This is a genomic window from Sphingomonas hengshuiensis (assembly GCF_000935025.1).
Lineage (GTDB): Bacteria > Pseudomonadota > Alphaproteobacteria > Sphingomonadales > Sphingomonadaceae > Sphingomonas > Sphingomonas hengshuiensis.
Genome location: NZ_CP010836.1, coordinates 2645076 through 2669707, shown reverse-complemented (window position 1 = coordinate 2669707; position 24632 = coordinate 2645076). Strand labels below are relative to the sequence as shown.

Annotated in this window: 22 protein-coding genes and 2 tRNA genes; 14 read left to right on the top strand and 10 right to left on the bottom strand. The window is 65.4% G+C overall.

Translation table 11 applies throughout. The features are described 5' to 3' along the window. Positions 1 to 7: 7 nt before the first annotated feature. The 4 genes from TS85_RS11795 to TS85_RS11780 all read left to right on the top strand — a co-directional run bounded on the left by TS85_RS11795 (position 8) and on the right by TS85_RS11780 (position 3243). Complete coding sequence (locus TS85_RS11795; protein WP_077228579.1) at positions 8 to 607, top strand: peptidylprolyl isomerase; 600 nt, start codon at positions 8 to 10, stop codon at positions 605 to 607. A 127-nt stretch (positions 608 to 734) separates the two neighbouring features. After that, complete coding sequence (locus tag TS85_RS11790) at positions 735 to 1469, top strand: hypothetical protein (protein ID WP_155006390.1); 735 nt, start codon at positions 735 to 737, stop codon at positions 1467 to 1469. Continuing rightward, entirely contained in the window at positions 1466 to 2641 is a 1176-nt protein-coding gene (locus TS85_RS11785; RefSeq protein WP_044332348.1) for a M48 family metallopeptidase, read from the top strand. Before TS85_RS11790 ends, TS85_RS11785 begins: the two co-directional genes overlap by 4 nt. 2 nt (positions 2642 to 2643) lie before the next feature. After that, positions 2644 to 3243 carry a hypothetical protein gene (locus TS85_RS11780; RefSeq protein WP_155006389.1) on the top strand — a complete coding sequence of 200 codons (600 nt, stop codon included), beginning with the start codon at positions 2644 to 2646 and terminating at the stop codon, positions 3241 to 3243. Positions 3244 to 3250: 7 nt separating this feature from the next. Here TS85_RS11780 and TS85_RS11775 read toward each other — a convergent pair whose 3' ends face one another. Genes TS85_RS11775 through TS85_RS24690 form a run of 4 tightly spaced genes read right to left on the bottom strand, consistent with a single transcriptional unit; the run spans position 3251 to position 4640 of the window. Then, positions 3251 to 3970: a Crp/Fnr family transcriptional regulator gene (locus TS85_RS11775; protein ID WP_044332345.1), complete on the bottom strand. Its 720-nt coding sequence runs from the start codon at positions 3968 to 3970 to the stop codon at positions 3251 to 3253. Continuing rightward, on the bottom strand, positions 3967 to 4233 hold the full coding sequence (locus tag TS85_RS11770; RefSeq protein ID WP_044332342.1) for a DUF6894 family protein: 267 nt from the start codon (positions 4231 to 4233) through the stop codon (positions 3967 to 3969). The genes TS85_RS11775 and TS85_RS11770 overlap by 4 nt, the downstream gene beginning before the upstream one ends. A 13-nt stretch (positions 4234 to 4246) precedes the next feature. Then, a complete protein-coding gene (locus TS85_RS11765; RefSeq protein WP_044332339.1) occupies positions 4247 to 4426 on the bottom strand; it encodes a hypothetical protein in 180 nt (59 codons plus the stop codon). Between the two features lie 28 nt (positions 4427 to 4454). Continuing rightward, a complete protein-coding gene (locus TS85_RS24690) occupies positions 4455 to 4640 on the bottom strand; it encodes a hypothetical protein (protein ID WP_077228578.1) in 186 nt (61 codons plus the stop codon). 109 nt (positions 4641 to 4749) lie between these two features. Between TS85_RS24690 and TS85_RS11760 the strand changes: the two genes are divergently transcribed. Beyond that, positions 4750 to 4834 (top strand) — tRNA-Leu (locus tag TS85_RS11760). 60 nt (positions 4835 to 4894) lie between these two features. After that, positions 4895 to 6592, top strand: coding sequence for a trigger factor (gene tig, locus TS85_RS11755; protein WP_044332337.1), 1698 nt, complete (start codon positions 4895 to 4897; stop codon positions 6590 to 6592). Positions 6593 to 6650: 58 nt separating this feature from the next. Here the strand turns inward: tig and TS85_RS11750 are convergent, their stop codons facing one another. Beyond that, on the bottom strand, positions 6651 to 7229 hold the full coding sequence (locus TS85_RS11750; protein WP_162184717.1) for a DUF4328 domain-containing protein: 579 nt from the start codon (positions 7227 to 7229) through the stop codon (positions 6651 to 6653). Between the two features lie 121 nt (positions 7230 to 7350). On the opposite strand from TS85_RS11750, the gene TS85_RS11745 reads away from it, so the two are divergent. From TS85_RS11745 to TS85_RS11730, 4 genes are all read left to right on the top strand, one after another. Next, positions 7351 to 8280: a glycosyltransferase gene (locus tag TS85_RS11745; RefSeq protein WP_044336197.1), complete on the top strand. Its 930-nt coding sequence runs from the start codon at positions 7351 to 7353 to the stop codon at positions 8278 to 8280. Between the two features lie 119 nt (positions 8281 to 8399). After that, positions 8400 to 9032, top strand: coding sequence for an ATP-dependent Clp protease proteolytic subunit (locus tag TS85_RS11740; protein ID WP_173426226.1), 633 nt, complete (start codon positions 8400 to 8402; stop codon positions 9030 to 9032). Between the two features lie 142 nt (positions 9033 to 9174). Next, positions 9175 to 10440: an ATP-dependent Clp protease ATP-binding subunit ClpX gene (clpX, locus tag TS85_RS11735; protein WP_044332332.1), complete on the top strand. Its 1266-nt coding sequence runs from the start codon at positions 9175 to 9177 to the stop codon at positions 10438 to 10440. Positions 10441 to 10502: 62 nt separating this feature from the next. Then, the gene (locus tag TS85_RS11730; RefSeq protein WP_044332330.1) at positions 10503 to 11168 is read left to right on the top strand and encodes a hypothetical protein; all 666 of its coding nucleotides are present in this window, start codon (positions 10503 to 10505) and stop codon (positions 11166 to 11168) included. Between the two features lie 272 nt (positions 11169 to 11440). On the opposite strand, the gene TS85_RS11725 is transcribed toward TS85_RS11730, so the two are convergent. The 3 genes from TS85_RS11725 to lon all read right to left on the bottom strand — a co-directional run bounded on the left by TS85_RS11725 (position 11441) and on the right by lon (position 14450). Continuing rightward, positions 11441 to 11515: transfer RNA gene (locus TS85_RS11725), tRNA-Val, on the bottom strand. A gap of 107 nt (positions 11516 to 11622) precedes the next feature. Beyond that, on the bottom strand, positions 11623 to 11895 hold the full coding sequence (locus TS85_RS11720; protein WP_044332328.1) for an HU family DNA-binding protein: 273 nt from the start codon (positions 11893 to 11895) through the stop codon (positions 11623 to 11625). Between the two features lie 158 nt (positions 11896 to 12053). Continuing rightward, a complete protein-coding gene (lon, locus tag TS85_RS11715; RefSeq protein WP_044332326.1) occupies positions 12054 to 14450 on the bottom strand; it encodes an endopeptidase La in 2397 nt (798 codons plus the stop codon). 135 nt (positions 14451 to 14585) lie between these two features. Between lon and TS85_RS11710 the strand changes: the two genes are divergently transcribed. Continuing rightward, positions 14586 to 16313, top strand: coding sequence for a M1 family metallopeptidase (locus tag TS85_RS11710; RefSeq protein ID WP_044332323.1), 1728 nt, complete (start codon positions 14586 to 14588; stop codon positions 16311 to 16313). A gap of 1 nt (position 16314) precedes the next feature. Here the strand turns inward: TS85_RS11710 and TS85_RS11705 are convergent, their stop codons facing one another. Continuing rightward, the gene (locus TS85_RS11705) at positions 16315 to 17541 is read right to left on the bottom strand and encodes an MgtC/SapB family protein (RefSeq protein WP_227698459.1); all 1227 of its coding nucleotides are present in this window, start codon (positions 17539 to 17541) and stop codon (positions 16315 to 16317) included. A gap of 449 nt (positions 17542 to 17990) precedes the next feature. On the opposite strand from TS85_RS11705, the gene TS85_RS11700 reads away from it, so the two are divergent. Both TS85_RS11700 and TS85_RS11695 read left to right on the top strand, forming a co-directional pair. Continuing rightward, positions 17991 to 19676 carry a hypothetical protein gene (locus TS85_RS11700; RefSeq protein ID WP_044332320.1) on the top strand — a complete coding sequence of 562 codons (1686 nt, stop codon included), beginning with the start codon at positions 17991 to 17993 and terminating at the stop codon, positions 19674 to 19676. 84 nt (positions 19677 to 19760) lie between these two features. Beyond that, on the top strand, positions 19761 to 22523 hold the full coding sequence (locus tag TS85_RS11695; protein WP_044332318.1) for a TonB-dependent receptor domain-containing protein: 2763 nt from the start codon (positions 19761 to 19763) through the stop codon (positions 22521 to 22523). Positions 22524 to 22582: 59 nt separating this feature from the next. Here TS85_RS11695 and TS85_RS11690 read toward each other — a convergent pair whose 3' ends face one another. Further along, a complete protein-coding gene (locus tag TS85_RS11690) occupies positions 22583 to 23263 on the bottom strand; it encodes a prolyl hydroxylase family protein (RefSeq protein ID WP_044336196.1) in 681 nt (226 codons plus the stop codon). 145 nt (positions 23264 to 23408) lie between these two features. On the opposite strand from TS85_RS11690, the gene TS85_RS11685 reads away from it, so the two are divergent. Further along, positions 23409 to 24599, top strand: a complete 1191-nt coding sequence (locus TS85_RS11685) for a GspE/PulE family protein (RefSeq protein ID WP_052507871.1) — start codon at positions 23409 to 23411, stop codon at positions 24597 to 24599. Positions 24600 to 24632: the final 33 nt, after the last annotated feature.

The window sequence follows — 24632 nt, the reverse complement described above, 5'->3', positions numbered from 1 at the left end:
CGGGACGATGCGGGGATTGCTGCTGCTGTTGCTGAGCCTGTTTGCGCTCCCCGCCATCGCCCAGACCGCTCCGCCTGCACCCGCGACAGTGCGGGTCGCGGTGGAGACCACGGTCGGGCGTTTCGTGCTGGAGCTGGAAACCGCCAAGGCGCCGATCACCGCGCGCAATTTCCTGCGCTATGTCGATGCGAAACGGCTGGACGGCATCGTCTTTTACCGCACCGTGAAAGTCGCCGACCATTTCGGCTTCGTCCAGTTCGGCGTGCAGAACGCACCCGCCAGGCTGTTCCCGCCGATCAAGCATGAGCCGACCAGCCAGACCGGCGTGAAGCATGTCGACGGCGCGATCTCCGTGCCCCGCCTCGCGCCCGGCACGGGCCGCGGCGAGTTCACGATCAGCGTCGGCGACCAGCCCTCGTTCGACGCCGACCCCGCGCGTCCCGGCGACAATCTGGGCTATGCGGCGTTCGGGCGCGTGGTGGAGGGGATGGACGTCGTACTGAAGATTTTCGATGCGCGGACCTCGCTGACCAAGACCCTCCAGGGGAGCTTCAAGGGCGAAGTGCCTGAGGCGCCGGTCAAGGTACTGACCGCGCGGCGGCTGTAGCCAATCGTTTCGGTAAAAGATCAGACCGAATCATTCCTCACTAAATCTGGCTATTGCTCCGAGCATTATTGCCTAGTAGCATTTCACCGTAATACGCCTGTGGGGACAGGCGATGATGGGGGATGGGATGCTTCGATATTTTATGTCCGCTATTGGCGGATTGCTGTTGTGCGCAGCACCAGCGCAGGCACAGTTCGGCGCCGAGGCATCTGCATCCAAGGCGGGTTTCGCCTTTCCCGCATCGGGCGACGTCCGGATCGTCGTATTCCGGCCCGACGTCGCGGTGGGATCGCAAAGCACGGCGGGGCTCAACGAGCCGAATGCGGAGTGGACGGCCACGGCGCGCGAGCATCTGGGCACCGCCTTGATCAAGTCGCAACAGGCCAGCGCGAACACGATCGTCGCCATGCCCGATCTTGAGGGCGAGCAGGGCCAGGTTCTTGCGGACTATCGCGCCTTGTTCAAAACGGTGGCCAATACCGTGGTATATGGCCGTTTGTTCGCGGGAAACCGGCTGCCGACCAAGCGCGCCGATTTCCGATGGACGCTGGGCGAGGGGGCGTCCCGGCTGCGCGAGATCGGTGGCGCGGACTATGGCCTCTTTTTCTATACCTATGACAGCTATGGCTCGGCGGGGCGCAAGACCGCCCAGATCTTCGCGGCAATGCTGGGGGTCGGGCTGACCGCCGGGGTCCATATCGGCTATGCGGGCCTGGTCGATCTGCGCACGGGCGAACTGGTCTGGATCAACGCCGACCTCAAAATGGGCGGCGACGTGCGCGACCCCGACGGGGCGGCAAAGCGCGTCAGCCAGTTGATGGAGGATTTCCCCCGGCGCGCGCTGCCCGCCGTCGCACAATGAGCCGGGTGCGGCGGGCGATCGCCGCCGCCGCGCTCGCGGCGTGCGGCGCCGGGCAAACCGGGTTGGCGTCGGCGCAGGATGCCGTGGTGCCCGCGCGCCAGACTCCGCAATCCGCCGACGAGCGGGGCCTGTGGATGCAGATGGACGAGGCCGAGCGGACGCTCAAGACCTCGCCCTTCGTCGTCCGCGATCCGGCGATCAATGCTTATGTCATGGGCGTGCTGTGCCGCGAAGTCGGCGAGGAACGCTGCGGCCTTGCGCGGCTCTACATCGTGCGGACGCCCTATTTTAACGCGAGCATGGCGCCGAACGGCATGATGCAGGTTTGGACTGGTGCGCTGCTGCGGCTTCAGGACGAAGCGCAGCTCGCCGCCGTGCTGGGCCATGAATTCGCGCATTTCGAGCGCCGCCACTCGCTCCAGAACTTCCGCAGCCTGCGCAAGAAGACCGACGCGATGGTGTGGCTGTCGATGCTGGGTCCGATAGGGCAGGTCGCCAGTCTTGGGATGCTGGGGTCGATCTTCGCCTTCAGCCGCGACATGGAGCGCGAAGCCGATGTCGCGTCGCTCGAGTTCATGCAGCGCGGCGGTTATGCCCCGATCGCGGCGGCGTCGGTCTGGCGCCAGGTGGTGGCGGAAGGGGACGCGACCGCAGCCGCGCGCCACCAGAAGAAGCGCCGGAATCCCGGCGGCGGCTTTCTCGATACGCATCCCTCGTCGGAGGACCGCCTGACCTACCTCGCCGATCTCGCGCGGAAGATGCCGGCAATCCCCGCTGGCGGCGGTGAACTGGGGGCGGAACGCTATCGCGATGCGCTGGATGCATGGTGGCCCGCGCTGATCGACGACCAGATCAAGCTGAATGATTTTGGCGGGACCGAATTCCTGTTGGCCGAACTTGCCGATGGGAACTGGACCGGCCCGCTCCTCTATGCGCGCGGCGAACTCTACCGCGTCCGGGGGACGGCCAAGGATCTGGAACAGGCGACGGCGTTCTATCGTGCCGCGCGCGAAAGCGGTTACGCCGCGCCGGAACTGCACCGGGGCCTAGGCCTTGCGCTGTTGCGCTCGGGCGCCGGGCCGGAGGGGCAGGGTGAGTTGCGCGCCTATCTCAAGGCGCGGCCGGATGCAGTCGACAAGGCAATGATCGCCATGATGGCAGGGGGACAATGAAGATGGTTCGCAGGTTTACAGGCGCGCTCGCCGCAGCGGCGCTGATGGTCGCGGTGCCCGGTGCGGCGATTGCGGGATGGAAAGTGATGGCGCCGCACCAGCCGGTTCTGGTCGGCAAATCCACGCTCAAAGTGACGCCGGGGATCGAGTGGAACCGTTCGTCGGCGCGGCCCGGGCCCAGCGCCGAGATGTGGACGGTTGATGGGCTCGCGCTCAATGAACTGCTGTTCGTCGGCGGCGTGGCCCCGGGGGCGACGCTGATCAAGGATCGCCACAAGAAGGACCGCCCGCTCCCGCGATTCGCCGCCAATATGTTGGCCCCGGACATCGTCCAGCTTTACGAGGGGACGATTCGCAACGCGGTTGCGACCTCGCTGTTCGAAATCGACAATGTCGCCCCTGCGAAGCTGGCCGGGCACGACGGGGTGCATTTCACCTTCCACTATGCGGTGCAGGACGAGGACCTTCGCCGCAATGGCGAGGCGCGCGCCGCGGTGATCGGCGGCAAACTCTATCTGATCGCGTTCCAGGGGCCGGCTCTGCACTATTTCGGGGCAGGGATCGGCGAGGCCCGCGCGATCATGGACAGCGCGGCCATGTGACCGCGCATCACCGCGCCCGCTTCTCCAGGTACAAATACGCCGGGTCGAACTCCGCGACCCGGCGCAACTCCCGCAGATCGTGGATCGTAACCCGCCCGCCCCGGAACTCGACAAGGCCGCGTTCGCGTAGCTCCTTGAGGACCCGGTTCACGTGAACCGACGTGAGCCCGAGGCATTCGGCCAGTTCGGTCTGAGTCAGCGGGAACGCATAGTCGGACTCGCTTGCCATCTCGACGATCGCCAGCCGCTGCTGAAGCTCGCAGAACAGATGCGCGGTGCGCTCCAGCGCACTTCGGCGGCCCAGCGACACTTCCCATTCGCGGTGGATGCAGGCGTCGAGGTTGGTCGAGAACCACAGCACCCGCGCCAGATGCGGATACGCCTCGGTAATACGGGTCAGTTCCGTGTGGGGCACCTTTGCGATCGTGCAGGGTGTCAACGTCATCATGCTGTGGTCGAGATGCTTGAGCGTGAAGCTGTGCAGGTCGGCAAAGTCGCCGGGCACATGGATCTCGGTGATCTGCCGCTGCCCGTCGCTCAAGTCCTTGTAGCGGCACATGAGCCCTTCGAGGAGGAGCGTCGAATGGGTCAATTCCTGCTTCGGCGCGATGAAGGTGACGTCGGACGCATACTCGACGATCTCGCCAATAGCATCGCTGATCGCCTCCGCCTCCGCGTCGGTAATATCGTCACGGGCGCGGAGCTTCATCAGCGGCTTGCGAATCACAAAGACTCCTCAATGGTCGTTGAACGACGGTGAATTTCCACCGCCTCCTCGAAAGGGAGCGTGAGCGCGATGTGGCCGGCCGCGTCGGTTACTTCGACTTGACCGGCCAGATCGAGTGCGCCCGATCGTACTTCCTCGCTCAGGATCGAGCGTATTCCATCGATGGCGCCAATCCGCGCCGCGGTGAGATCGGCGAAGTCTTGGCCCTCCTCGTCGCGGGTGAAGCCGGTGCCATTGTGCACGTGCAGGAAATACTGGGCCATGATGGGCTCTCGATTATTGTTGGTCGCGATCCTGGTTCTTTACGTCACCCGCGGTGCCGCCGACGCCGTCCGATACGCCGCTGGGTTCGAGCGGAGAGGTGTCGGCCCCGCCACCGGCGACCTCGGCTTCGTCCTTGCGCGATTCGACGGCCTGCTGGATGTCGGGGCGCGGGTCGCGATCTGTGTCGGTCATGCTGCTCTCCTGAAAGAAGCGGGCCGAGTCAGGCCATGGGTTGCCCGGGGGATGCGGGCGGATCGCCCATCGGCTGCGGCGCGGGGATGTCGATGTCCGGGGTCGGCGGATTGATCTCGGGCGGCGGCGCGGTGGGCTGGCCGGGCTGGGGGGAGCCGGGGGCTTCGTCAGGGGGCGTGGTCGGCTCGGCGGGGATCGGCGGTTCTACGGGCATGGGACGCTCTCCTTCTGCCCGGGTCAACGCAGGCCGAAGGCGTTCGGTTGCTTGGTGCTTGCTCCGCGTCGCATGACTGGTATAGAGCCCGCCGACCGGCGGTGCCCCAGCGGGCGTGGCGGAACTGGTAGACGCGCCAGATTTAGGTTCTGGTATCGAAAGGTGTGGGGGTTCGAGTCCCTTCGCCCGCACCAGCACCGCCGCTCAGCGCCGCGTGCCGAATACTCCTTTTCACAGTTGGAAGCCCTAGAGAAATGCAGACTGTCGAGACGTTGAACGAGGGCCTGAAGCGCGCCTACACGCTCAAGATCACCGCAAAGGATATCGACTCGCGGGTCGATGCCGAAGTGAAGCGAGTCGCGCCGCAGATTCGGATGCCCGGTTTCCGTCCCGGCAAGGTGCCGACCAACCTTGTCCGCAAGATGCATGGCGAGGCGATCGCCGCCGAGGCGCTCAACACCTCGATCCAGGAAGGCGTCCAGAAACTGATCGCCGAGCAGAAGCTGCGTCCTGCGATGCAGCCCTCGGTCCGCCTGGAGGGCGATTATGCCCCCGGCGTCGATGCCGAGGTCAAGGTCGAGCTGGAAGTGCTCCCCGACGTCCCGACGCCCTCGATCGAGGGGCTGAAGCTCGAGCGGCTGACCGTTCCCGCCGATGACGCGGCAGTCGAAGCGCAGCTCAGCCAGCTCGCGAGCGGGCAGAAGAGCTGGGAAGACGCCGCCGAGGGCCACGAAGCCGCGCAGGGCGACCAGGTCACGATGGACTTTGCAGGATCGGTCGACGGCGTTGCGTTCGACGGCGGCACCGGCACCGACATGGCGGTCGAGCTCGGCTCGGGCCAGCTGATCCCCGGTTTCGAGGACCAGCTCGTCGGCGTGAAGGTCGGCGACGAGAAGACGATCGACGTCACCTTCCCCGAGGATTACGGCGCCAAGAACCTGGCGGGCAAGCCTGCCCAGTTCGCGCTGACGATCACCGCGGTGAAGACCGCGGGCGAGACCAAGATCGACGATGATTTCGCCAAGGCGCTGGGGCTCCAGAGCCTCGAGCAGCTCACCGGGCTGCTCAAGGGGCAGATCGAGCAGCAGCTCAATGGCCTGACCCGCACCTATATGAAGCGTAAGCTGCTCGATCAGCTTGCGGCGGGCCATGACTTCCCGGTCCCGCCGTCGATGGTCGAGGCCGAGTTCGACCAGATCTGGCACCAGCTCGTCCATGAGACCGAGCATGAGGCCGACCCGGCGGCGGCGCTCGCCGAGCTGGAAGCCGAGCGCGACGATTATCGCGCGATCGCCGAGCGCCGCGTGCGCCTCGGCCTGCTCCTGTCCGAAATCGGCACGGCGAACGGCGTCGAGGTTTCCTCGCAGGAAATGAACCGCCTGATCGCGCAGGCCGCGCAGCAATACGGCCCCGAGGATCGTCAGCGCTTCATCCAATATGTCCAGCAGGACCCGATGGCGGCCGCCCAGCTCCGCGCGCCGCTGTTCGAGGACAAGGTCGTCGATTACCTGTTCGACAAGGCGGAGATCAGCGAGCGCGAAGTGACTCGCGAAGAGCTGGAAGCCGCGATCGAAAGCGACGACGGCTTCGTGTCGGGCACGCACACCCACGACCATGACGATCCCAAGCCCAAGGCGAAGAAGGCCAAGAAGGCTGAGCCCGCCGAAGCCGATGCCGACACGTCGGGAGAGGGCGGGTCGACGCTCGCGGAAGTCCTCGACGAGCCGCTGGTTGCCGAGGAGCCGGTGAAGAAGGCCGCGACCAAGAAGGCGCCGTCGAAGAGCGATACGCCCGTCGAAGCGCCCGCCGACGAACTCGTCGCCGAGGAGCCGGTGAAGAAGGCGGCAACCAAGAAGGCAAAGCCCGCCGAAGCCGCTGAGCCAGCAGCCGAAGGCGAGGAAGCCAAGCCCGCCAAGAAGCCGGCGAAGAAGAAGACCGAAACCGAGGCGTAAGCCTCACCGTGCCCGCCGCGATCCTGCTTTTGGGCAGTTGCGGCGGGCGTTTCGCCGTTCAGGCGAATACTTCCTCAAGATGCGGCTCTGACAGCTGCTTCTGGGCACTGGCAATGCCCCGGATCAGGGCGATTGCGACCGCAGCGAGCGGCAGGTCGAACGCGGACTCGACCCAAAAGGGGGTTGTGCCTGAGTCCTGCACGGTAGCAACGCGGCCAGCCATGATCGCGACGATACGACTTATCAGCCAAAGCGCCCACCACGTCGCCACGAGTCCGCTGCCCTCGGCATAGTCGCTTTTGCCATGGCTGGCGTTCCACAGCTCGCGCATTGCCTGGAATGGCTTGAAGAAATTGGCGATGGGGACGGCAAACCACCAGATACGCGATGCAGGGCTGAACTCCAGGTCGTCATAGCCCGCAGCGACCAGATTCCTGCCGGCGCGCACGATCCACCAGCAGAAGACCATAATCGTCGCAAGCCTGAAGAGGGCGGCGGCGGCGTCCACAGGGCCTGCGATGGGCGCCATACTGAGCGTGTACCCGTCGGGAAACGCCAGCGCCCAAATTAATATGGCCGGTGTCGCCAGCGCGTCGATCGCCACCATCACGCCGACCACCAGTGTCAGCGTGCCCAAGTCCCTTCGCTCCATCGTCGCCCCCCCCGCCGTTCGCCTCCTCGACAGGTCACCATGCCGCCTGCGATTGCGCAAAGACAAAATTGTCGAATCGCGAAGGTTTCCGCCCTATGGCGACCCGATGACCCTTTCGATCGCCGTGCTCCTCCCCTGCTACAACGAAGAAGCCGCGATTGCGCAGACGATTGCGGGGTTCCGCGCGGCGCTGCCGGGGGCGACCATCTATGTCTATGACAATAACAGCCAGGACCGCACGATCGACGTCGCGCGTGCGGCGGGCGCGGTGGTGCGCAGCGAGCGGATGCAGGGCAAGGGCAATGTCGTCCGCCGGATGTTCGCCGACATCGACGCCGATATCTATGTGATGGCCGATGGCGACGCCACCTATGATCCCAATGCCGCGCCGGCGATGGTCACGCGGCTGGTGGAGGAGGGGCTGGACATGATCGTGGGCACGCGCGTCCATGAAGCGGCGGAGGCCTATCGGCGCGGGCACGTGCTGGGCAACCGCGCGATGACCGGGTTCCTCGCCGGGCTGTTCGGGCGCAGCTTCACCGACATCTTTTCGGGCTATCGCGCCTTTTCGCGGCGCTTCGTGAAGAGCTTCCCGGTGCTGTCGGCGGGTTTCGAGATCGAGACCGAAATCAGCGTCCACGCGCTCGAACTGAAAATGCCCGTGGGCGAGGTGGAGACACCCTATTTCGCGCGCATCGAGGGATCGCATTCGAAGCTCAACACCTATCGCGACGGACTGCGTATCCTGCGGACGATCGTGACGCTGTACCGGATCGAGCGGCCGATGCTGTTTTTCGGCTGGATCGCATCGCTGTTCGCGACGCTGGCGATCGTGCTGGCGATACCGTTGGTGGTCACCTATGCGCACACCGGGCTGGTGCCGCGCTTTCCCACCGCGATCCTGGTGACCGGGCTGATGATTCTCGCCTTTCTCAACCTGTTTACCGGGTTGATTCTCGATACCGTGGTGCGGGGCCGGCGCGAGATGCGGCGGCTTGCCTATCTCGCCCAGCCGGGGCCGTTCCGCCCGTCCTGATCGCCCGGCGTGCACCTCCGACGCACTCCCCCCTTGCACCATCCTGTCCGAGCGCCGATGTTGGGCCTGGGCAGAACAACAATATGAGATTTCCCGACATGCATCCGCTTTCCGGTCAGATGACCATCGACCCTGTAACTGGGGGCCTCGTTCCCATCGTCATCGAACAGTCGAGCCGCGGCGAGCGCAGCTTCGACATCTATTCGCGCCTGCTGCGCGAGCGGATCGTGTTCGTCACCGGTGGTGTCGAGGATCATATGGCCTCGCTCATCACCGCCCAGCTGCTCTTCCTCGAATCGGAGAATCCGAAGAAGGACATCTGGATGTACATCAACTCGCCCGGCGGCGTGGTGACTGCCGGCATGGCGATCCACGACACGATGCAGTATATCCGTCCGCGCGTCGGCACGGTGTGCATCGGCCAGGCGGCGTCGATGGGCAGCTTCCTGCTGGCATCCGGCGAGCCGGGGCTTCGCGTCGCGCTGAGCAATGCGCGCATCATGCTGCACCAGCCTTCGGGCGGGGCGCAGGGCATGGCTTCCGACATCGAGATCCAGGCGAAGGAAATCCTGCGCATCCGCGCTCGGATGAACGCGCTCTATGCGAAATATACCGGCCAGCCGATCGAGCGAATCGAAACCACCATGGACCGCGACTCGTTCTTCGAGGCAGACGAAGCCAAGGCATTCGGCATCGTCGATGAAGTCTATGACAAGCGGCCGAACCCGGCGGACGACGCATCGGGCGCCTGAGGATAGTAACTTGCGTCCGGGGCCTGTATCCCCGGACGATACGGAACCGCGGGCACGTGGTCCGATTTTGGATTGCCGGAATGACGCTCGCGTGTAGGATGGCGGGTGGCGATACGCGTCCGGCGCGTAAAGGATGGATTAAATGACAAAGCTCAGCGGCGGCGACTCCAAGAGCACGCTATACTGCTCGTTCTGCGGCAAATCGCAGCACGAGGTTCGCAAGCTCATCGCTGGGCCGACCGTGTTCATCTGTGACGAATGCGTCGAGCTCTGCAACGACATCATCCGCGAGGAGACCAAGTCGGCGCTCGTGTCCAAGAAGGACGGCGGCGTGCCCACGCCGCAGGAAATCTGCGACGTGCTCGACGATTATGTGATCGGCCAGAAGCGCGCCAAGCGCGTGCTGTCGGTGGCGGTGCACAATCATTACAAGCGGCTCAACCACGGCGCCAAGGGTGCCGATGTCGAGCTGAGCAAGTCGAACATCCTGCTCGTCGGGCCCACCGGCTGCGGCAAGACGCTGCTCGCGCAGACGCTGGCGCGCATCCTCGACGTGCCGTTCACGATGGCCGATGCGACCACGCTGACCGAGGCGGGCTATGTCGGCGAGGATGTCGAGAACATCATCCTCAAGCTGCTCCAGGCCTCCGACTATAATGTCGAGCGGGCGCAGCGCGGGATCGTGTACATCGACGAAATCGACAAGATTTCGCGCAAGGCCGAGAACCCGTCGATTACCCGCGACGTGTCGGGTGAGGGCGTGCAGCAGGCGCTGCTCAAGCTGATGGAAGGCACCACCGCGAGCGTCCCGCCGCAGGGTGGCCGGAAACACCCGCAGCAGGAGTTCCTCCAGGTCGACACGACGAACATCCTGTTCATCTGCGGCGGTGCGTTCAGCGGGCTTGAGAAGATCATCGGCGACCGCCTTCAGGGCAAGTCGATCGGCTTCGGCGCCTATGTGGCGGCTCCCGAGGAGCGCCGCACCGGCGAGACGCTGAAGCAGGTCGAGCCCGAGGATCTGCTGAAGTTCGGCCTGATCCCCGAGTTCGTCGGTCGCCTGCCGGTGATCGCGACGCTTGAGGACCTCGACGTCGAGGCGCTGATGAAGATCCTCACCGAGCCGAAGAACGCGCTGGTGAAGCAGTATCAGAAGCTGTTCGACATGGAGCAGGTCAAGCTGGGCTTCAACGACGACGCGCTGGTGGCGATCTCGAAGCGGGCGATCGAGCGCAAGACCGGCGCGCGCGGGCTTCGCTCGATCCTGGAGGGCATATTGCTCGACACGATGTTCGATTTGCCCAGCATGGATGGCGTCGACGAAGTGATGGTCGACAAGGACGTGGTGGACGGTCGCAAGGACCCGGTTCGCGTCTATACCAAGAAGGAAAAGGCGGGCGGCGCGGCCTGATTCGGCGGCGGGTGCGTGGGCTGGCCATTTGACCAGCCGGGCGCCCGCCCGCTGATTCGCCGATGATCGCGCCCGGCCTGCCGGGTGGCGCGGCGTCGCGGAGAAGCCGCCTGCGGTTTCGGCATGCGCTGGTCTGGCTGCTGATCGGCAGCCTCGTCTATGCGATAGCGCTGGCGATCGTGTTGGCGCTCTATCCCGATCCGATGGACGCGCTGGCGCCGGTGATCGGCCCCAGCCTGTACCTGACGCCGGTTTTCGGCATGCCCTATCTCATCGCAAGCGCGCGGCAGCGTGGGTGGGGGAGGAGATTGGTCTATTTCACATTGCTCCTGACCGCGGCGCACATCGTCGCGAACGAGTTGGCGTGGCGCAACGGCGTGGTCAATTTCCCGCTGGAGCCCGGCGCCGACGCCTATGTCAACGGCCTGATCACCGGGGCGATCGGTGGGAGTGCGGGTTCGGTGCTCGCCTTTGCCGGGCTGTTCGCGATTCGGATCGCAGCCCTCACTCGGTCGACTCGAGCGATCGCTCTGGCCGGGATCGGCGTGTTGACGACGCTGGGAGCGTTCGGGATGGCCGAGGGACTGGCATTGTCGCATGCGCTGGAACTGCCGTTGCGGCCCTCGCGCTTCATCTTCTGGTATGAATGTGTCCATCTGCCATGGCAGGCCGCGTTCGCGGTCTTCGTCGCCTGGCTGATGCGGCTGGGGCGCCCCACCGGCGGCTGAGACGATCCGTGGAACGCGTGATCGCCGAAGTCCCCGCGCCGCTGAGGGCCCCAGGCGACTCGTCGTGCGCGCCGTGTCACGCTGCACGATCTGGAACTTGCTCGCATTGCAGCGCCGGGTGAACGCTGCGTACCGGGCAACATTTGCCGTCGGTGGCATCCGGGGAGGTATGGATTTGCTGATACCGGCGCATTGCGCGGTAGCTAGGACCTGAGCCGGGTCATCCGTCATTGCTAAGGAGGAGCAAATGACCGGAGAACCCGGCTTTAAGGTGGTGGGCGCGGCTGGGATTGAACCAGCGACCCCTGCGGTGTGAACACAGTGCTCTACCACTGAGCTACGCGCCCATTGGCCTTTCGACCGAAACGGGAAGCGGGCCTTTAAGCGGAGCGCGTCGCGCTGTCCAGCCCCCCGGCGCTTTGCACCGGCACATTCCGCCCGCTTCGCCCGGGTTTCAGTTCACCGAATCCTTCAGGCCCTTGCCGGCCTTGAACTTGGGCTGGTTCGACGCCTTGATCGTCATTTCCTCGCCGGTCCGCGGGTTCCGGCCGGTCGACGCCTTGCGCTTGCCGACGGAGAAGGTGCCGAACCCGACCAACCGGACCTCGTCGCCCTTTTTGAGCGCCGCAGAAATGGCGTCGAAAACGGCCTCCACGGCCTTGCTCGCGTCACCCTTTCCCAATCCGGAATTGTCGGCGACCTGACCGATCAGCTCTTGCTTGTTCATGTGGTTGAATCCCCCTGACTATTTGAATGACGGCTTTTGGATGAATTGAGTCGCGGCGGCAAGCCGATGTGCCAGTCAGCACGCCGCCGCCGCCGCTGTCAAACCCCGGATTCCCGTATTTGAGCGAAAGTCAGTTACGGGAAATGGTCAATATGCCGTCAATGATGAACCGCGTCGCCGACTCCGGGCACCACCACCGGGGGCTGCGCCGCCAGTTCGTCGGCGTCGGTCCAGTCGATCGCAGTCAGCGGTCCGGTCAGGGCCAGCCGCAGCACTTCGTCGACATGCTTGACGGGAATGATCTCCAGCCCGTCGCGGATGTTGGCCGGGATCTCGACCAGATCCTTCTCATTCTCCTGCGGGATCAGCACGGTCTTGATTCCCCCGCGCAGCGCCGCGAGCAGCTTTTCCTTGAGCCCGCCGATCGGCAGCACCCGGCCGCGCAGCGTGACTTCGCCGGTCATCGCCACTTCGCGCCGCACCGGAACGCCGGTCAGCGTCGAGACCATCGACGTCACCAGCCCGATGCCCGCAGATGGGCCATCCTTGGGCACTGCGCCTTCGGGCAGGTGGACATGGATGTCCTTGCGCGCGAACAGGCTCGGCTTGATGCCATAGGAGGGCGAGCGCGCCTTGACGAAACTCAGCGCCGTCTCGACCGATTCCTTCATCACGTCGCCCAGCTTGCCGGTGGTCTTGATCCCGCCCTTGCCGGGAACGGTCACGCTTTCGATCGTCAGCAGTTCGCCGCCTACCTCGGTCCAGGCCAGCCCGGTGACGGCGCCGATCTGGTGCTCCTCCTCGCCCAGTTCGTGCCGGAACTTGGGCACGCCCGCGTATTCGGACAGGTTCTCGGGCGTGACCGTCACGCTTTGCGTCTTGCCCTCCAGGATCTGGCGCAGCGCCTTGCGTGCCAGCCGGGCGATCTCGCGCTCCAGCGTGCGGACGCCCGCTTCGCGCGTGTATTTCTGGATGAGCGCGCGGAGCCCAGGGTTGGTCAGGACGAACTCGCCGTCCTTGAGGCCATGCGCGTCGATCTGCTTGGCGATCAGGTGGCGCTCGGCGATCTCGACCTTCTCGTCCTCGGTATAGCCCTCCAGCCGGATGATCTCCATGCGATCCAGCAGCGGCTGGGGCAGGTTCAGCGAGTTGGCGGTGCACACGAACATCACGTCCGACAGATCGATGTCGATCTCCAGATAATGGTCGTTGAACTTGTGGTTCTGTTCGGGGTCGAGCACTTCGAGCAGCGCCGACGCGGGATCGCCGCGGAAATCCTGGCCGAGCTTGTCGATCTCGTCGAGCAGGAACAACGGGTTCGAGGTGCCGGCCTTTTTCAGGTTCGACACGATCTTGCCCGGCAGCGAGCCGATATAGGTGCGGCGGTGGCCGCGAATCTCGGCCTCGTCGCGCACCCCGCCCAGCGACTGGCGAATGAACTCGCGCCCGGTCGCCTTGGCGATGCTCTTGCCGAGCGAGGTCTTGCCGACGCCCGGAGGGCCGACCAGGCACAGGATCGGGCCCTTCAGCTTGTTCATCCGCGCCTGCACGGCCAGATATTCGATGATCCGGTCCTTGACCTTTTCCAGCGCATAATGATCGCCGTTGAGCACCGCCTCGGCCTCGATCAGGTCGCGCTTCAGCTTCGACTTCTTGCCCCAGGGCAGGCCCAGCAGCACGTCGAGATAATTGCGCACCACCGTCGCCTCGGCACTCATCGGCGCCATGGTCTTGAGCTTCTTGAGCTCGGCGGTGGCCTTGGTCCGCGCTTCCTTGGACAGCTTGAGCGTGGCGATCTTCTGGGTCAGCTCGGCAACTTCGTCGCCATCACCCTCTTCGCCTTCATTGCCCAGCTCGCGCTGGATCGCCTTGAGCTGTTCGTTGAGGTAATATTCGCGCTGGGTCTTCTCCATCTGGCGCTTCACGCGGCTGCGGATCTTCTTCTCGACCTGCAACACGCCCAGCTCGCCCTCCATGAAGGCGAACACCATTTCGAGCCGCTTCTGCGGGTTGGTCTCGACCAGCAGCGACTGTTTGTCGGCGACCTTGACGGCGATATTGGCGGCAACCGCGTCGGCAAGGCGCGACGCATCGTCCAGCTCGCCGAGCTGGACTGCGGTTTCGGCGGGGAGCTTGCGGTTGAGCTTGGCGTAATTGTCGAACTGGTCGACGACCGAGCGCATCAGCGCCTGGACCTCGGCGCCGTCGGTCTCGTCCTCGGCAACCGGCGTCACCGTGGCGGTCAGGTACGGCCCGGTTTCTTCGACGCGGGCGAGCTGGCCGCGCTCCTTGCCCGAGACGAGCACGCGCACCGTGCCGTCGGGCAGCTTGAGCAGCTGGAGCACTTCGGCGGAAACGCCGGTGTCGTACAGATCCTCGCGGCCGGGATCATCCTCGGCGGGGTCGAGCTGCGCGACGAGGAAAATCTCCTTGTCGTCGGCCATTGCGGCCTCGAGCGCCGCAACCGACTTGTCGCGGCCGACGAAGAGCGGCACGATCATGTGCGGGAAAACGACGATGTCGCGAAGCGGCAGGACGGGATAGGACTGCTTCATGAATACTCCGGGTCGGCCCCAATGGGCCCTTGTCTCCACTATATATGGGGGCGACGCCAGCGGCATCAATCGCCGTCTATTGATTGCATCGCGGGGCGGCGAATGCGGCGCCCCGTGTGACGGTTTGGCCGCCTGATGCAGATCCGTATCCCCGCTCGCATCCTGGTCGCCGCCGCGCTCGCGGGGGCAAGCCCGGCGTTCGCGCAGATCGGGCCGGGCGAGCCGCCGATCACCGCGCTGACCAAAATCTCCGGCGGTCCGGTGGATGCCGAACGTGCCGCGCTGACGCTGGAGCATGTCGACCTCGCCATCGAAGTGCTCCCCGCGACGCAAAGCCTGCGCGGCGTCGGCACGTTGACGTTGCGCACCGCCACGCCGCAGACTCGCCTGTTGATCGATCTCGACAAGAACCTGCCGGTCAGTGCGATTGCTCTGGACGGCACGCCGCTGGCGCCCTCGGCGTGGAGCAATCCGCAGGGGCGGCTGGCGATCACTTTGCCGCGCCCGCTGGCGGCGGGTGACCGGGCCACCGTCCGAATCAGCTATGGCGGCACCCCGCATGTCGCGGTGCGCGCGCCGTGGGACGACGGGCTGGTCTGGGCAAAGACCCCCGGCGACGGCAAGCCGTGGGTCGCGACGACGGCGGAGGGCTATGGCTGCGACCTTTTCTGGCCCTGCCTCGACTTTCCACAGGGCGAGCCCGCGATGGTCGATCTGCACATCACCGTACCGCAGGGGTTGAGCGCGCCGTCCAATGGCGTGCTCCAGCGCGTCGAGACGCTGCCGGACGGACGCACGACCTGGCATTGGAAGGCGCGGAGCCCCAATCCCTATTCGATTGCGCTCAACGTCGGGCCGTACAAGGAAATCACCCTTGCGCGGCACACCGACCGCTTCGGCGCGACCTTTCCCCTAAGCTATTGGTATCTCCCTGGGCGCGAGGTGCAGGCACAGCGGCTGTTCGCCGAATTTGCGCCGACGCTCGATTTCTTCGAGGCGAATATCGGGCCCTATCCCTGGTGGGACGAGAAGCTGGGGGTGGTCGAGACCCCGCATCTGGGCATGGAGCACCAGACGATCAACGCCTATGGCAACGCCTACAAGAAAACGCCGAGCGGGTTCGACGAGATTTTCCAGCACGAACTGGCGCATGAATGGTTCGGCAACCAGATGTCCGCCGGCAATTGGGACGATTACTGGCTGCACGAGGGCTATGCCCAATATATGCAGCCGCTCTACGGTCGCTGGCGCGAGGGCGAGGCCCGCTATGCGGCGATGATGGACGAGTTCCGCAACCAGATCCTCAACCACGCGCCGATCGTCTCGGGCCGCGTGATGACCGAGGAGGAAGTGTATGAGGACGCCAATGGCGGTCCTGGCGGCGACATCTATGTCAAGGGCGCCTGGGTCCTGCACACGCTGCGCAACCTGATCGGCGACGAGGCTTTCTGGGATGTGACGCGGCGGCTGGTCTATGGCCGCAGCGACCCGAAGCCGGGCAACTTCCAGCCGCGCTTTGCCAACACGCCCGAATATGTGGCGATCGTCAACCAGGTGACGGGGCGGGACCTGGGCTGGTTCTTCGACGTCTATCTACGCACGGCGGCGCTGCCCCGGCTGATGGAGACGCGCGAAGGCGACCGGGTGCTGTTGGCGTGGAAGCTGCCGGGCGACAAAGCCTTTCCGCTCCCGGTGGAAGTGTCGATCGACGGCAGGGTCCAGACCGTGCCCATGACGGGCGGCAAGGGCGTGATTGCCGCGCCGCCCGGCGCGCACGTCGTGGTGGACCCGGCATCGCGCATCCTGCGGCAATCCGACGCGGTGGACGCGTACCAGGCCTATATGCGGCGCGGCGGCGGGTAGGTCAGCGTAACCATCCCGCCAGCGCGATCCCGCAGGCCGATGCCAGAACAGCGCCGAACAGCGGCGCCGACGCGCGCACGCCCTTGCGTCCCCCCGCAATGGTCAGCGCCATCACGCCCTTGATCGCGGTGTTCGCGAGGATCGGCACCGCCAATACGATCCCGGCCGTGGTGCCGTCGATCGTACCCGCCGGCAACCCGGCCAGCGTCAGCACCGCGGCATCGACATCCATCATGCCGGTGATACCAAGCAACACAGCGATACCCTGATCGCCAAAGGCCATCTGTGCCCAGCGCGCGACAACCGACAGGATCGCGACCAGCCCGGCGAGCAGTAGCGCCGGGCCGAAATCCAGCGGATTGCCCAGCACCACCGGCGCGGTGCTACCGCCGCTATTCCCCCGCCGAAGCGCCAGCAGCGCCAGCAGCAACGCCGTCGCCAGCGCGGGCACCATCGCAATGGCCAGCGACACGCTGGCGAAGGGCGCGAGCAGCGCGGTGATGACCTGTACCCGCACCAGCATCACCAGCGACGCCAGCCCGATCCCCGCGGTCAGCCCCGCCTCGCTCCCGCTCCCGGCCCGAAGCTGGCGGGCATAGCTGGCCGTGACCGCCGTCGACGACACCAGCGCCCCCGTCAGCGCCAGCACCAGCACCCCCCGGTCCGGCCCGAAACGGCGCGCGGCGACATAGCCCGCGAACGACAAAGCGAGCACAATCACCACCACCATCCAGATGCGGTGCGGGTTCCACGCCTGATAGGGACCATAGCTGGCGTCGGGGAGCAGCGGGAGGACCAGCAGCGCCACGATCGCGAATCGCGCTACTGATTCGACTTCGGCTTCGCTCATGCCTTTCAGCATCGCGTGCAGCGGCTCGCGCGAACTGAGGATCAACACGACCACCGCCGCGACCGCCAGCGCCTCTGCGACCCGCCCGCTCCCGGCCAGAAAGCCAAGCCCGAAGGTCAGCACGCCGACCACCGTGCCCGTCACCGACAGGCTGCCGTCGCGGCGCAGCAACCCCGCATAGCCGAGCACCAGGCTGGCCGCGACGCCCGCCGCCACTACCGCCGCGATCACCAGTGGAAGCATCGCCGCGACGCCCCCGGCGAGCCCGAGAAAACCGAAGGTGCGGAATCCACTGACTCGCCCGCCATCGGCGATGCCGCGCGCACGCCAACCCCGTTCCAGCCCGATCAGCAGGCCGACCGCCAATGCTGCCGCCAAGTCGCGAAGAGAGGAATCGAGAGGCATCACGCCGCAAGGCTATCGCGATGCGGCGTCACCGAGGGAATGCGGGATAGTACGCGCACGCACCTAAGCGGCGTCATCGGCGGTCGGGCGCGGCAAGACCCCTTCGCCCAGCACAGCGGCGACGACGCGCGCGTGAAGCGGTGCGTACCCGATATCCTTTAGCCGACCGCGCAACGTGCGAGCGCCTTGACGCGCACTGCGGCATTTTTCCATCACGCCTGGCCCACGCGCCCCTATGCAGTGTTGCCCAGGCGCAACATCGTCATCCCATTGTAATTTAAACGTCGCCTGACTGTCTTCGTATACTCGCGGACGAGTCACGCAAGCTCCGTAGCGCGGCGGCTGTGATCGACAGGGGGAACCGAGTCGATCCCGTTCATTCGCCCACCGCGCAACCCGGCGTCCGCCGGAACGGAGATTTTATGGCAAGCTTCAAACGCCTCGGCCTTATTCTTATGACCACCTGTGCGGGCGCCGCGTTGTCGGCGTGCGACGGCGCGCTCAGCGTCGCCTCGCCGGGCGAAGGCGTGATCGTGGTCCCCGCACCGGCGCCGACTTCGACGTCGACCCCGACTCCTGCGACTCCGACCCCCACGCCAGGCACGCCGGCCGCCGCCTGCCCGACCGGCTATACCGATGTCGGCGTGATCGGCAGCTTCCGCGGGTGCCGCCTGCCGTCGCTGATCACGGGCAACACGACGCTCGCGAAGCTTCCGGGCGTTGCGTATGAAATCAACGGTCGCGTCGATGTCGGCATCGATCTGGGCGGCGCCGGCACTGCGCCGGGCGGCCAGAGCGCAATCCTGACGATTGCTCCGGGCGTGGTGCTCTATGCCAACACGACCAACGCCGATAACGACTTCATGATCGTCAACCGCGGCTCGCGCATCCTCGCCGAGGGCACCGAGGCGCTGCCGATCATCTTCACGTCGCAGCAGAACATCGCCGGCACCGCGACCGACGACTCGCAGGGCCAGTGGGGCGGCGTGATCCTCGCCGGCCGCGCGCCGATCTCGAACTGCAACCTTTCCGGCGTGACGGGCGGCTCGGCCACCTGCGAAAACGTCGTCGAAGGCACCGGCACCGCGCTGTACGGCGGCAACGCGCCTTCGGATAACAGCGGCACCTTCCGCTATGTCCAGATCCGTTACTCGGGCACCGTGCTGGCGGAAGGCGTCGAGCTTCAGGGCCTGACGCTGGGCGGCACCGGCTATGGTACGACGATCGACCATGTCCAAGTGCACAACAGCTCGGACGACGGCATCGAGATCTTTGGCGGTCGCACCAACATGAAGAACCTGGTGATGACCGGCGCCGACGACGACAGCCTCGACTATGACGTCGGCTATCGCGGCCTGATCCAGTTCGTGCTGGCGGTGCAGAAGCCGAATAACACTCAGACCGACAACTATATGATCGAAGTCGATACGAACGGTGGCGAAGACGCGCTGCCCCGCACCTGGGGCCAGATCGCCAACTTCACCTTCATCCAGACGACCAGCGCCACCAACGCCGCGTTGCGTATCCGCGGCGGCGCCGACAATCGCCTGGTCAACGGCATCATCGTGACCCCGAACGCCTGCACCAACATCGTCGCCGGCGCCTCCGATGCCAGCGGCAAGACCACGATCCGCGCCGCGGACTCGACGCCTTCGACCACGCTGCCGACCCCAGGCACCGCAGAAACGCTTGGTGCGCTTCAGGACTTCGGCCCGCCGATGTTCAACTCGATCTACTTCGCGTGCGGCGCGACCAAATATGCCGAGAGCACGGTCAACACGATCAAGGTGACCGCTGCCGAGCAGCAGGCGATCGTCGAGGCGGCGGCGAACAACGTCACGATCAACGGCACGTCGACAGAGGCCGTGACGGGCGGCTATCTGCGTGGCACCGGTGCGGCGGCCGTCACCGCGGTCAACCCGGCAATCTACAATCCGCAGCCCGCTTCGGGTCTGGCGGCGTTCTTTGTCACGACCACCTTCCTGGGTGCGATCGGGCCGGACAGCACCGCGAACGACTTCGACACCTGGTACCAGACCTGGACCTGCAACTCGAACCGGGCGAACTTCGGAACGACCAGCGGAAGCTGCACGGCCGTCCCGAACTGACGCCAAGCGGAACCTGACGGAGCGGCGCGCCGTGCGCCGCTCCGTTTTCGCTGATTTTCCGAACTCTTCGCTCCGGAACCAGATATGAGAACCCAGCTCGCCTTCGGAAGCCTGCTCCTCGCCACCTCGACGCTGGTCGCGCCTGCCGCGCTCGCTCAGGTGACGGGCGCACCGTCCACGCCTCCCGCGGGATCGGTGGTCGTTCCGGCCACCCCGCAGGAACAGACCCCCGAGTCCACCGAGGAGCAGGTTGAGACCTCCACTCCGGGTGCCGAACTCAACGACACGCAGGACATCGTCGTCGTCGGGCGCAACGTTCCCAACGTCGTGCGCGCCACGCCCCAGGTCGTGTCCGTGCTGTCGACCGAAGACATCGCCCGCACCGGCGAAGGCGATATCGCCGGCGCACTCCAGCGGGTGACCGGCCTGTCGGTTGTCGGCAATGGCTTTGTATTCGTCCGCGGCCTGGGCGATCGCTATTCGTCGTCGCTGCTCAACGGTTCGCCGTTGCCGAGCCCAGAGCCGCTCCGCCGCGTCGTGCCGCTCGACATCTTCCCGACCAACGTCATCGCATCGGCGCTGGTGCAGAAGAGCTATTCGGTCAACTATCCCGGCGAATTCGGTGGCGGCGTGATCAACCTCACGACCCGCGCCGTGCCGAAGGAGCGCTTCTTCCAGATGGGCGCCTCGTTCGGCTGGGACACGTTCACCACCGACAACCACGGCTATACCTATGACGGCGGTCGCGCCGACTGGTTCGGCTATGACAGCGGCGAGCGCAAGGTGCCGAAGTTCATTCTGGATGCCGGCCGCAACCGCACGTCGACGTTGAAGTCGAGCGAGATCACCGGGCTGACCAATGCCCAGACGACGCTGGTTTTCGATCACCCGCATATTCCGCCCAATCTCAGCTTCGAGACCAGCCTTGGCGGTTCCGCCGATGTCGGCGACGTCCGGGTCGGCCTCATCGCCGCGGGCGGGCTCAACAATTCGTGGCGCACGCGCGACGCGATCCAGCAATATTCGATCGACAATGACGGCGGCCTGTCGCGCGACTTCCACATGATCACCACCGACAACCGCGTGATCGTCAACGGCCTGGTCGGGCTTGGCGCCGAATTCGGCGAGCACAAGGTCCGCTGGACCAACCTGTACATCCACGACACCGTCAAGCAGGCAAGCATCGGCGTTGGCGGCGAAGGCAACAACTTCGACGTCATCAACGGCAACCAGCCCTTTTACGACCAGAATACCGCATGGTACGAGCGCCAGCTGATCAACACGCAGCTGGCCGGCGAATTCCATTTCGACGACCTGACCCTCGACGTGCGCGGCGGCTATGCCAACACCAAGCGCAAGGCGCCCTATGAGCGTCACTTCCGCTATCAGTATCTGGAGTCGATCTATTCGACGCCAGTGAATGATTATGTGAACACGCTGAGCACCAACACCCCCGCGACGATCGCGTTCAGCGATCTCAACGAGGATCTTTGGTCGGGGCAGGCGGATCTGAGCTACAAGCTCAACATCGCGTTCCCGATGACCGTGTCCTGGGGCTATTATTACAGCGACGCCGATCGCACCTCCAGCCGCTACCAGTTCCAGTATTTCGGCCCCAACGGGTCGTCGTTGCCGCTGGTGCTGGGCCAGTTGCGTCCCGATTATCTGTTGTCCGACGACACGATCCTGAACGGCTGCACGCGCTTCATCGACGGCTATACCGATGCGGGCAACTGCATCGAGTTGCGCAACACCACGGCCAATGCGGGCGCGGCGGAATATCAGGCGGGGCTCAAGGTCCAGGCCGGCTATATCCAGACCGAGATGGAGCCCGTCGACCGGATCCGCGCCACATTGGGCGTCCGCTATGAGGACGGTCGCGAGACCGTCACCACCAGCGGGCTGCTTAATACCCGGCTGAACAACGCCTATTGGCTCCCGGCGGCGACGATCACCTGGTCGGCGGTCCCCGACCTCCAGATACGCTTCCATGGTTCGAAGACGATCGCGCGTCCGCAGTTCCGCGAACTCGCGCCGCAGCTCTACACCGATTATGAGAGCAACCGGCAGTTCTTCGGCAACCCGCTGCTCAACGACTCGAAGCTGTACAACCTCGAAATGCGGGCTGAGTGGTTCTACGCCCCCCAGCAGCGCGTGACGCTGGCGGCCTTCATGAAGAAAATCGACAAGCCGATCGAAACCGTCGCCTTCTTCCCCGGCGGCGCGACCACGCCGCAGGTCGGCTTCTCCTACGCACCCAGCGCACGGCTGTACGGCGCAGAGATCGATGCGGTGAAGTATATCAACCTTGATGGCATCGGTGACGGGCCGTTCTGGAGCGGGCGCCGCCTGATGCTCCAGGCGAACTACACCTACACCAAGTCCGAGCTGCAGGTCACAGACGAATTGGTGCCAAGCCCGCTGCAGGGCGCGGTGGCGACCTATGTCAAGGCGAGCAACCTGTTCGTCGACGGCGACCCGCTGGTCGGCCAGTCGGACCATATCGCCAATTTCCAGCTTGGGCTGGAGGATCGCGATGCGCTGTCGCAGCTCACCTTCCTGGTGAACTATGCCAGCGAGCGGGTGACCAACCGTGGCCCGGTGCCGCCTTCGGGCGACGGCATTCCCGAGCCGAACATCGTAGAGAACCCCGGCTGGCGCTTCGACATCGTGATGCGCCAGGGCTTCAAGCTGGTCGGCACCGAGTTCGAACTGAAGATCGAAGCCCGAAATCTGACCGCCCAGAAGTATCAGGAGTACCAGATCTTCCCCAACGGCGTGCGCCGCGAGGTCAACACCTATGACCTGGGCCGCATGTTCTCGATCGGGCTAAGCGCGACGTTCTGAGACTGAAGATAGGGGGAAAGGGCGGGCGTCCGGATGCGGACTGCCCGCCCTTTTCTGTTCTACCACCCCCAGGGGCGTTCGCGGAACCACTGGGTGATCACATATTTGGTGCCGGCCCGAACCTTCATCGCGTGATGGATGGTGGAGGGATTGGGCGAGCCATCGGGGCGGAGGTTGTTCCAGGCAAGCACCTTGCCGACTTCGGGCTGGACGATCTTGTCGATTGCCTTGAACCGCGTCGCGCCGCCTGCCTCGACGTCGTTGAGATACAGCATCACTGTCCAGGTGCGCTGGCCCGACACGCTGCAATATTTGGCGAAATCCTGTCCTTGCGGCTCGAAATAGTCGGTATGCGCCTTGAACTCCTGCCCGATATCATAGCGCTGACCCTGCATCGGCTCGCCATGCGTCGGGTCGAGTCCGGTCATGGCGATCATCCGGCGCTTCAGTTCCACCGTCATCGCATCTTCCGGATCGAGATCGCAGGTTTCGCTGGTGCGGAAGGCATAATCGCCATTGGCATCGGCGAGCGTCGACGGTCGCCGCTTCGTATCGATCCGGTCCATAAGCACCGCGCAAAGCTCGGGCTCCAGGAAATTCTTGGCGATGAACATTGCGACTTTCGCGCTCGGCACACGCTGGATACCGGGCCAGCGCAGGATGTGGTCGACCACCGGCTCGGAAGGGTGGCCGGAGCCAAGATTGGGGATCAGGGGGGCTTGGGTGGCGGACGCGTGCATGCCCACATTGTGCCAAATTGCGCTGTGCGATTCCACCCCGACCCATGCCGAAAGGTGCCGCATGTCGTTCCGGGAAAGTCATAAAAACGCAGCATAATCGTCACATACTTGCTGCACCGCGACGTGATCCGAAAAGGGGGATTGCATGAGCCTGGATTTGGAAGGGGTTACGGCGGAGTCGACACGGCGCGCCGCGACCGATGCCGGCTTGGTATCGCCGATCGACGCTCCCGGCGGCGATGAACTGCGCAACCTGACATTGGAAACGCTGCTTGCCGAAGCGGCGCGGCGCGAGGCGTCGCATGTCCATGTCGAGCCGGTCGGTCGCGGTGCCGTGGTGCGGCTGCGAATCGGCGGCGGTCTGGCGGTGCTCGGCCGGCTTACCGCGGATCGGCTGCGCGCGATCTCCGCCGAGATCGATGCCCGGGCGGGTGCCGATGCGCGCTTCTGCGAGGGCGGCGCAACCATTGGCGTCTCACGGCTCGCCACGCGCGATGGCGCGCGGATCGTGCTCCAGCTTGCGGTGCAGGAGCGGACGCAAGCGGCGTTGGAAGAGCTGGGGATGCGCCCGCAGTTGCTGGCGGCGCTGCGCCCCGCGCTGAATCGCGGCGGGCTGGTGCTGCTCGCGGGCGCCAGCGGATCGGGCACCACAACGACGCTGCGCGCGCTGCTTCGGCACCTCGCCGAGGGCAATCGCACGCTGGTCGCGATCGAGCCGCTGCCGGGCCCGCGGATCGACGGCGTGGCGCAGGCCGCCATTGGCGGCGCGCTCCGTGCCGCGGATGCGTTGCGGCAGGCGCGGCTTCAGGATTGCGACGGCATCGGCATCGACGGCATCGCCGACCGGGAAACCGCCGCGCTGGCAGTCGAAGCCGCGCAGGACGGGATGCTCGTGGTCGCGACCGTCGCCGCGGCGGATGCGGTCGGCGCGATTCGGCGGATGCGCGAATGGCGAGTCGGGCCGTTCGCGCTTGCCTCGACGCTCAACCTCGTGCTGGCGCAGCGGCTGGTCCGCCGGCTGTGCCCGCAATGCCGGATCCCGGTTCAGGCCGATGGATCGGTGTCGGCGCTGTTGGGCTTCGATCCGGGCGCTATCGTCTATTCGGCGGGCGGCTGCGGTGCATGCGACGGCACCGGCCATGCCGGCGAGATTGCCGTTTTCGAGGCGATCGACGTCGATCCGGCGCTCCGCCGCCTGCTCAACGATAGCGGCGACGAGGCGATATTGTCGCGCCACGCCTTTGTAAGCGCACCGAATCTGGGATCGGCGGCGCGCGCGCTGGTGCGCGCGGGGGTGACCACGCCGGAGGAGGCGGTGCGGGTATCGCGCGGATAGCGATTAAAGCCGCGCAATACTCTTGCGCAAAGC

Bases quoted from the DNA above. Each gene is read 5' to 3' on its own strand.
- lon (WP_044332326.1), bottom strand. From the start codon at position 14,450: ATGAAGCAGTCCTATCCCGTCCTGCCGCTTCGCGACATCGTCGTTTTC.
- TS85_RS11690 (WP_044336196.1), bottom strand. From the start codon at position 23,263: ATGCACGCGTCCGCCACCCAAGCCCCCCTGATCCCCAATCTTGGCTCC.
- TS85_RS11740 (WP_173426226.1), top strand. From the start codon at position 8,400: ATGACCATCGACCCTGTAACTGGGGGCCTCGTTCCCATCGTCATCGAA.
- TS85_RS11745 (WP_044336197.1), top strand. From the start codon at position 7,351: ATGACCCTTTCGATCGCCGTGCTCCTCCCCTGCTACAACGAAGAAGCC.
- TS85_RS11720 (WP_044332328.1), bottom strand. From the start codon at position 11,895: ATGAACAAGCAAGAGCTGATCGGTCAGGTCGCCGACAATTCCGGATTG.
- TS85_RS11700 (WP_044332320.1), top strand. From the start codon at position 17,991: ATGGCAAGCTTCAAACGCCTCGGCCTTATTCTTATGACCACCTGTGCG.
- clpX (WP_044332332.1), top strand. From the start codon at position 9,175: ATGACAAAGCTCAGCGGCGGCGACTCCAAGAGCACGCTATACTGCTCG.
- TS85_RS24690 (WP_077228578.1), bottom strand. From the start codon at position 4,640: ATGCCCGTAGAACCGCCGATCCCCGCCGAGCCGACCACGCCCCCTGAC.
- tig (WP_044332337.1), top strand. From the start codon at position 4,895: ATGCAGACTGTCGAGACGTTGAACGAGGGCCTGAAGCGCGCCTACACG.
- TS85_RS11765 (WP_044332339.1), bottom strand. From the start codon at position 4,426: ATGACCGACACAGATCGCGACCCGCGCCCCGACATCCAGCAGGCCGTC.
- TS85_RS11790 (WP_155006390.1), top strand. From the start codon at position 735: ATGCTTCGATATTTTATGTCCGCTATTGGCGGATTGCTGTTGTGCGCA.
- TS85_RS11795 (WP_077228579.1), top strand. From the start codon at position 8: ATGCGGGGATTGCTGCTGCTGTTGCTGAGCCTGTTTGCGCTCCCCGCC.
- TS85_RS11685 (WP_052507871.1), top strand. From the start codon at position 23,409: ATGAGCCTGGATTTGGAAGGGGTTACGGCGGAGTCGACACGGCGCGCC.
- TS85_RS11785 (WP_044332348.1), top strand. From the start codon at position 1,466: ATGAGCCGGGTGCGGCGGGCGATCGCCGCCGCCGCGCTCGCGGCGTGC.
- TS85_RS11770 (WP_044332342.1), bottom strand. From the start codon at position 4,233: ATGGCCCAGTATTTCCTGCACGTGCACAATGGCACCGGCTTCACCCGC.
- TS85_RS11710 (WP_044332323.1), top strand. From the start codon at position 14,586: ATGCAGATCCGTATCCCCGCTCGCATCCTGGTCGCCGCCGCGCTCGCG.
- TS85_RS11695 (WP_044332318.1), top strand. From the start codon at position 19,761: ATGAGAACCCAGCTCGCCTTCGGAAGCCTGCTCCTCGCCACCTCGACG.
- TS85_RS11780 (WP_155006389.1), top strand. From the start codon at position 2,644: ATGGTTCGCAGGTTTACAGGCGCGCTCGCCGCAGCGGCGCTGATGGTC.
- TS85_RS11730 (WP_044332330.1), top strand. From the start codon at position 10,503: ATGATCGCGCCCGGCCTGCCGGGTGGCGCGGCGTCGCGGAGAAGCCGC.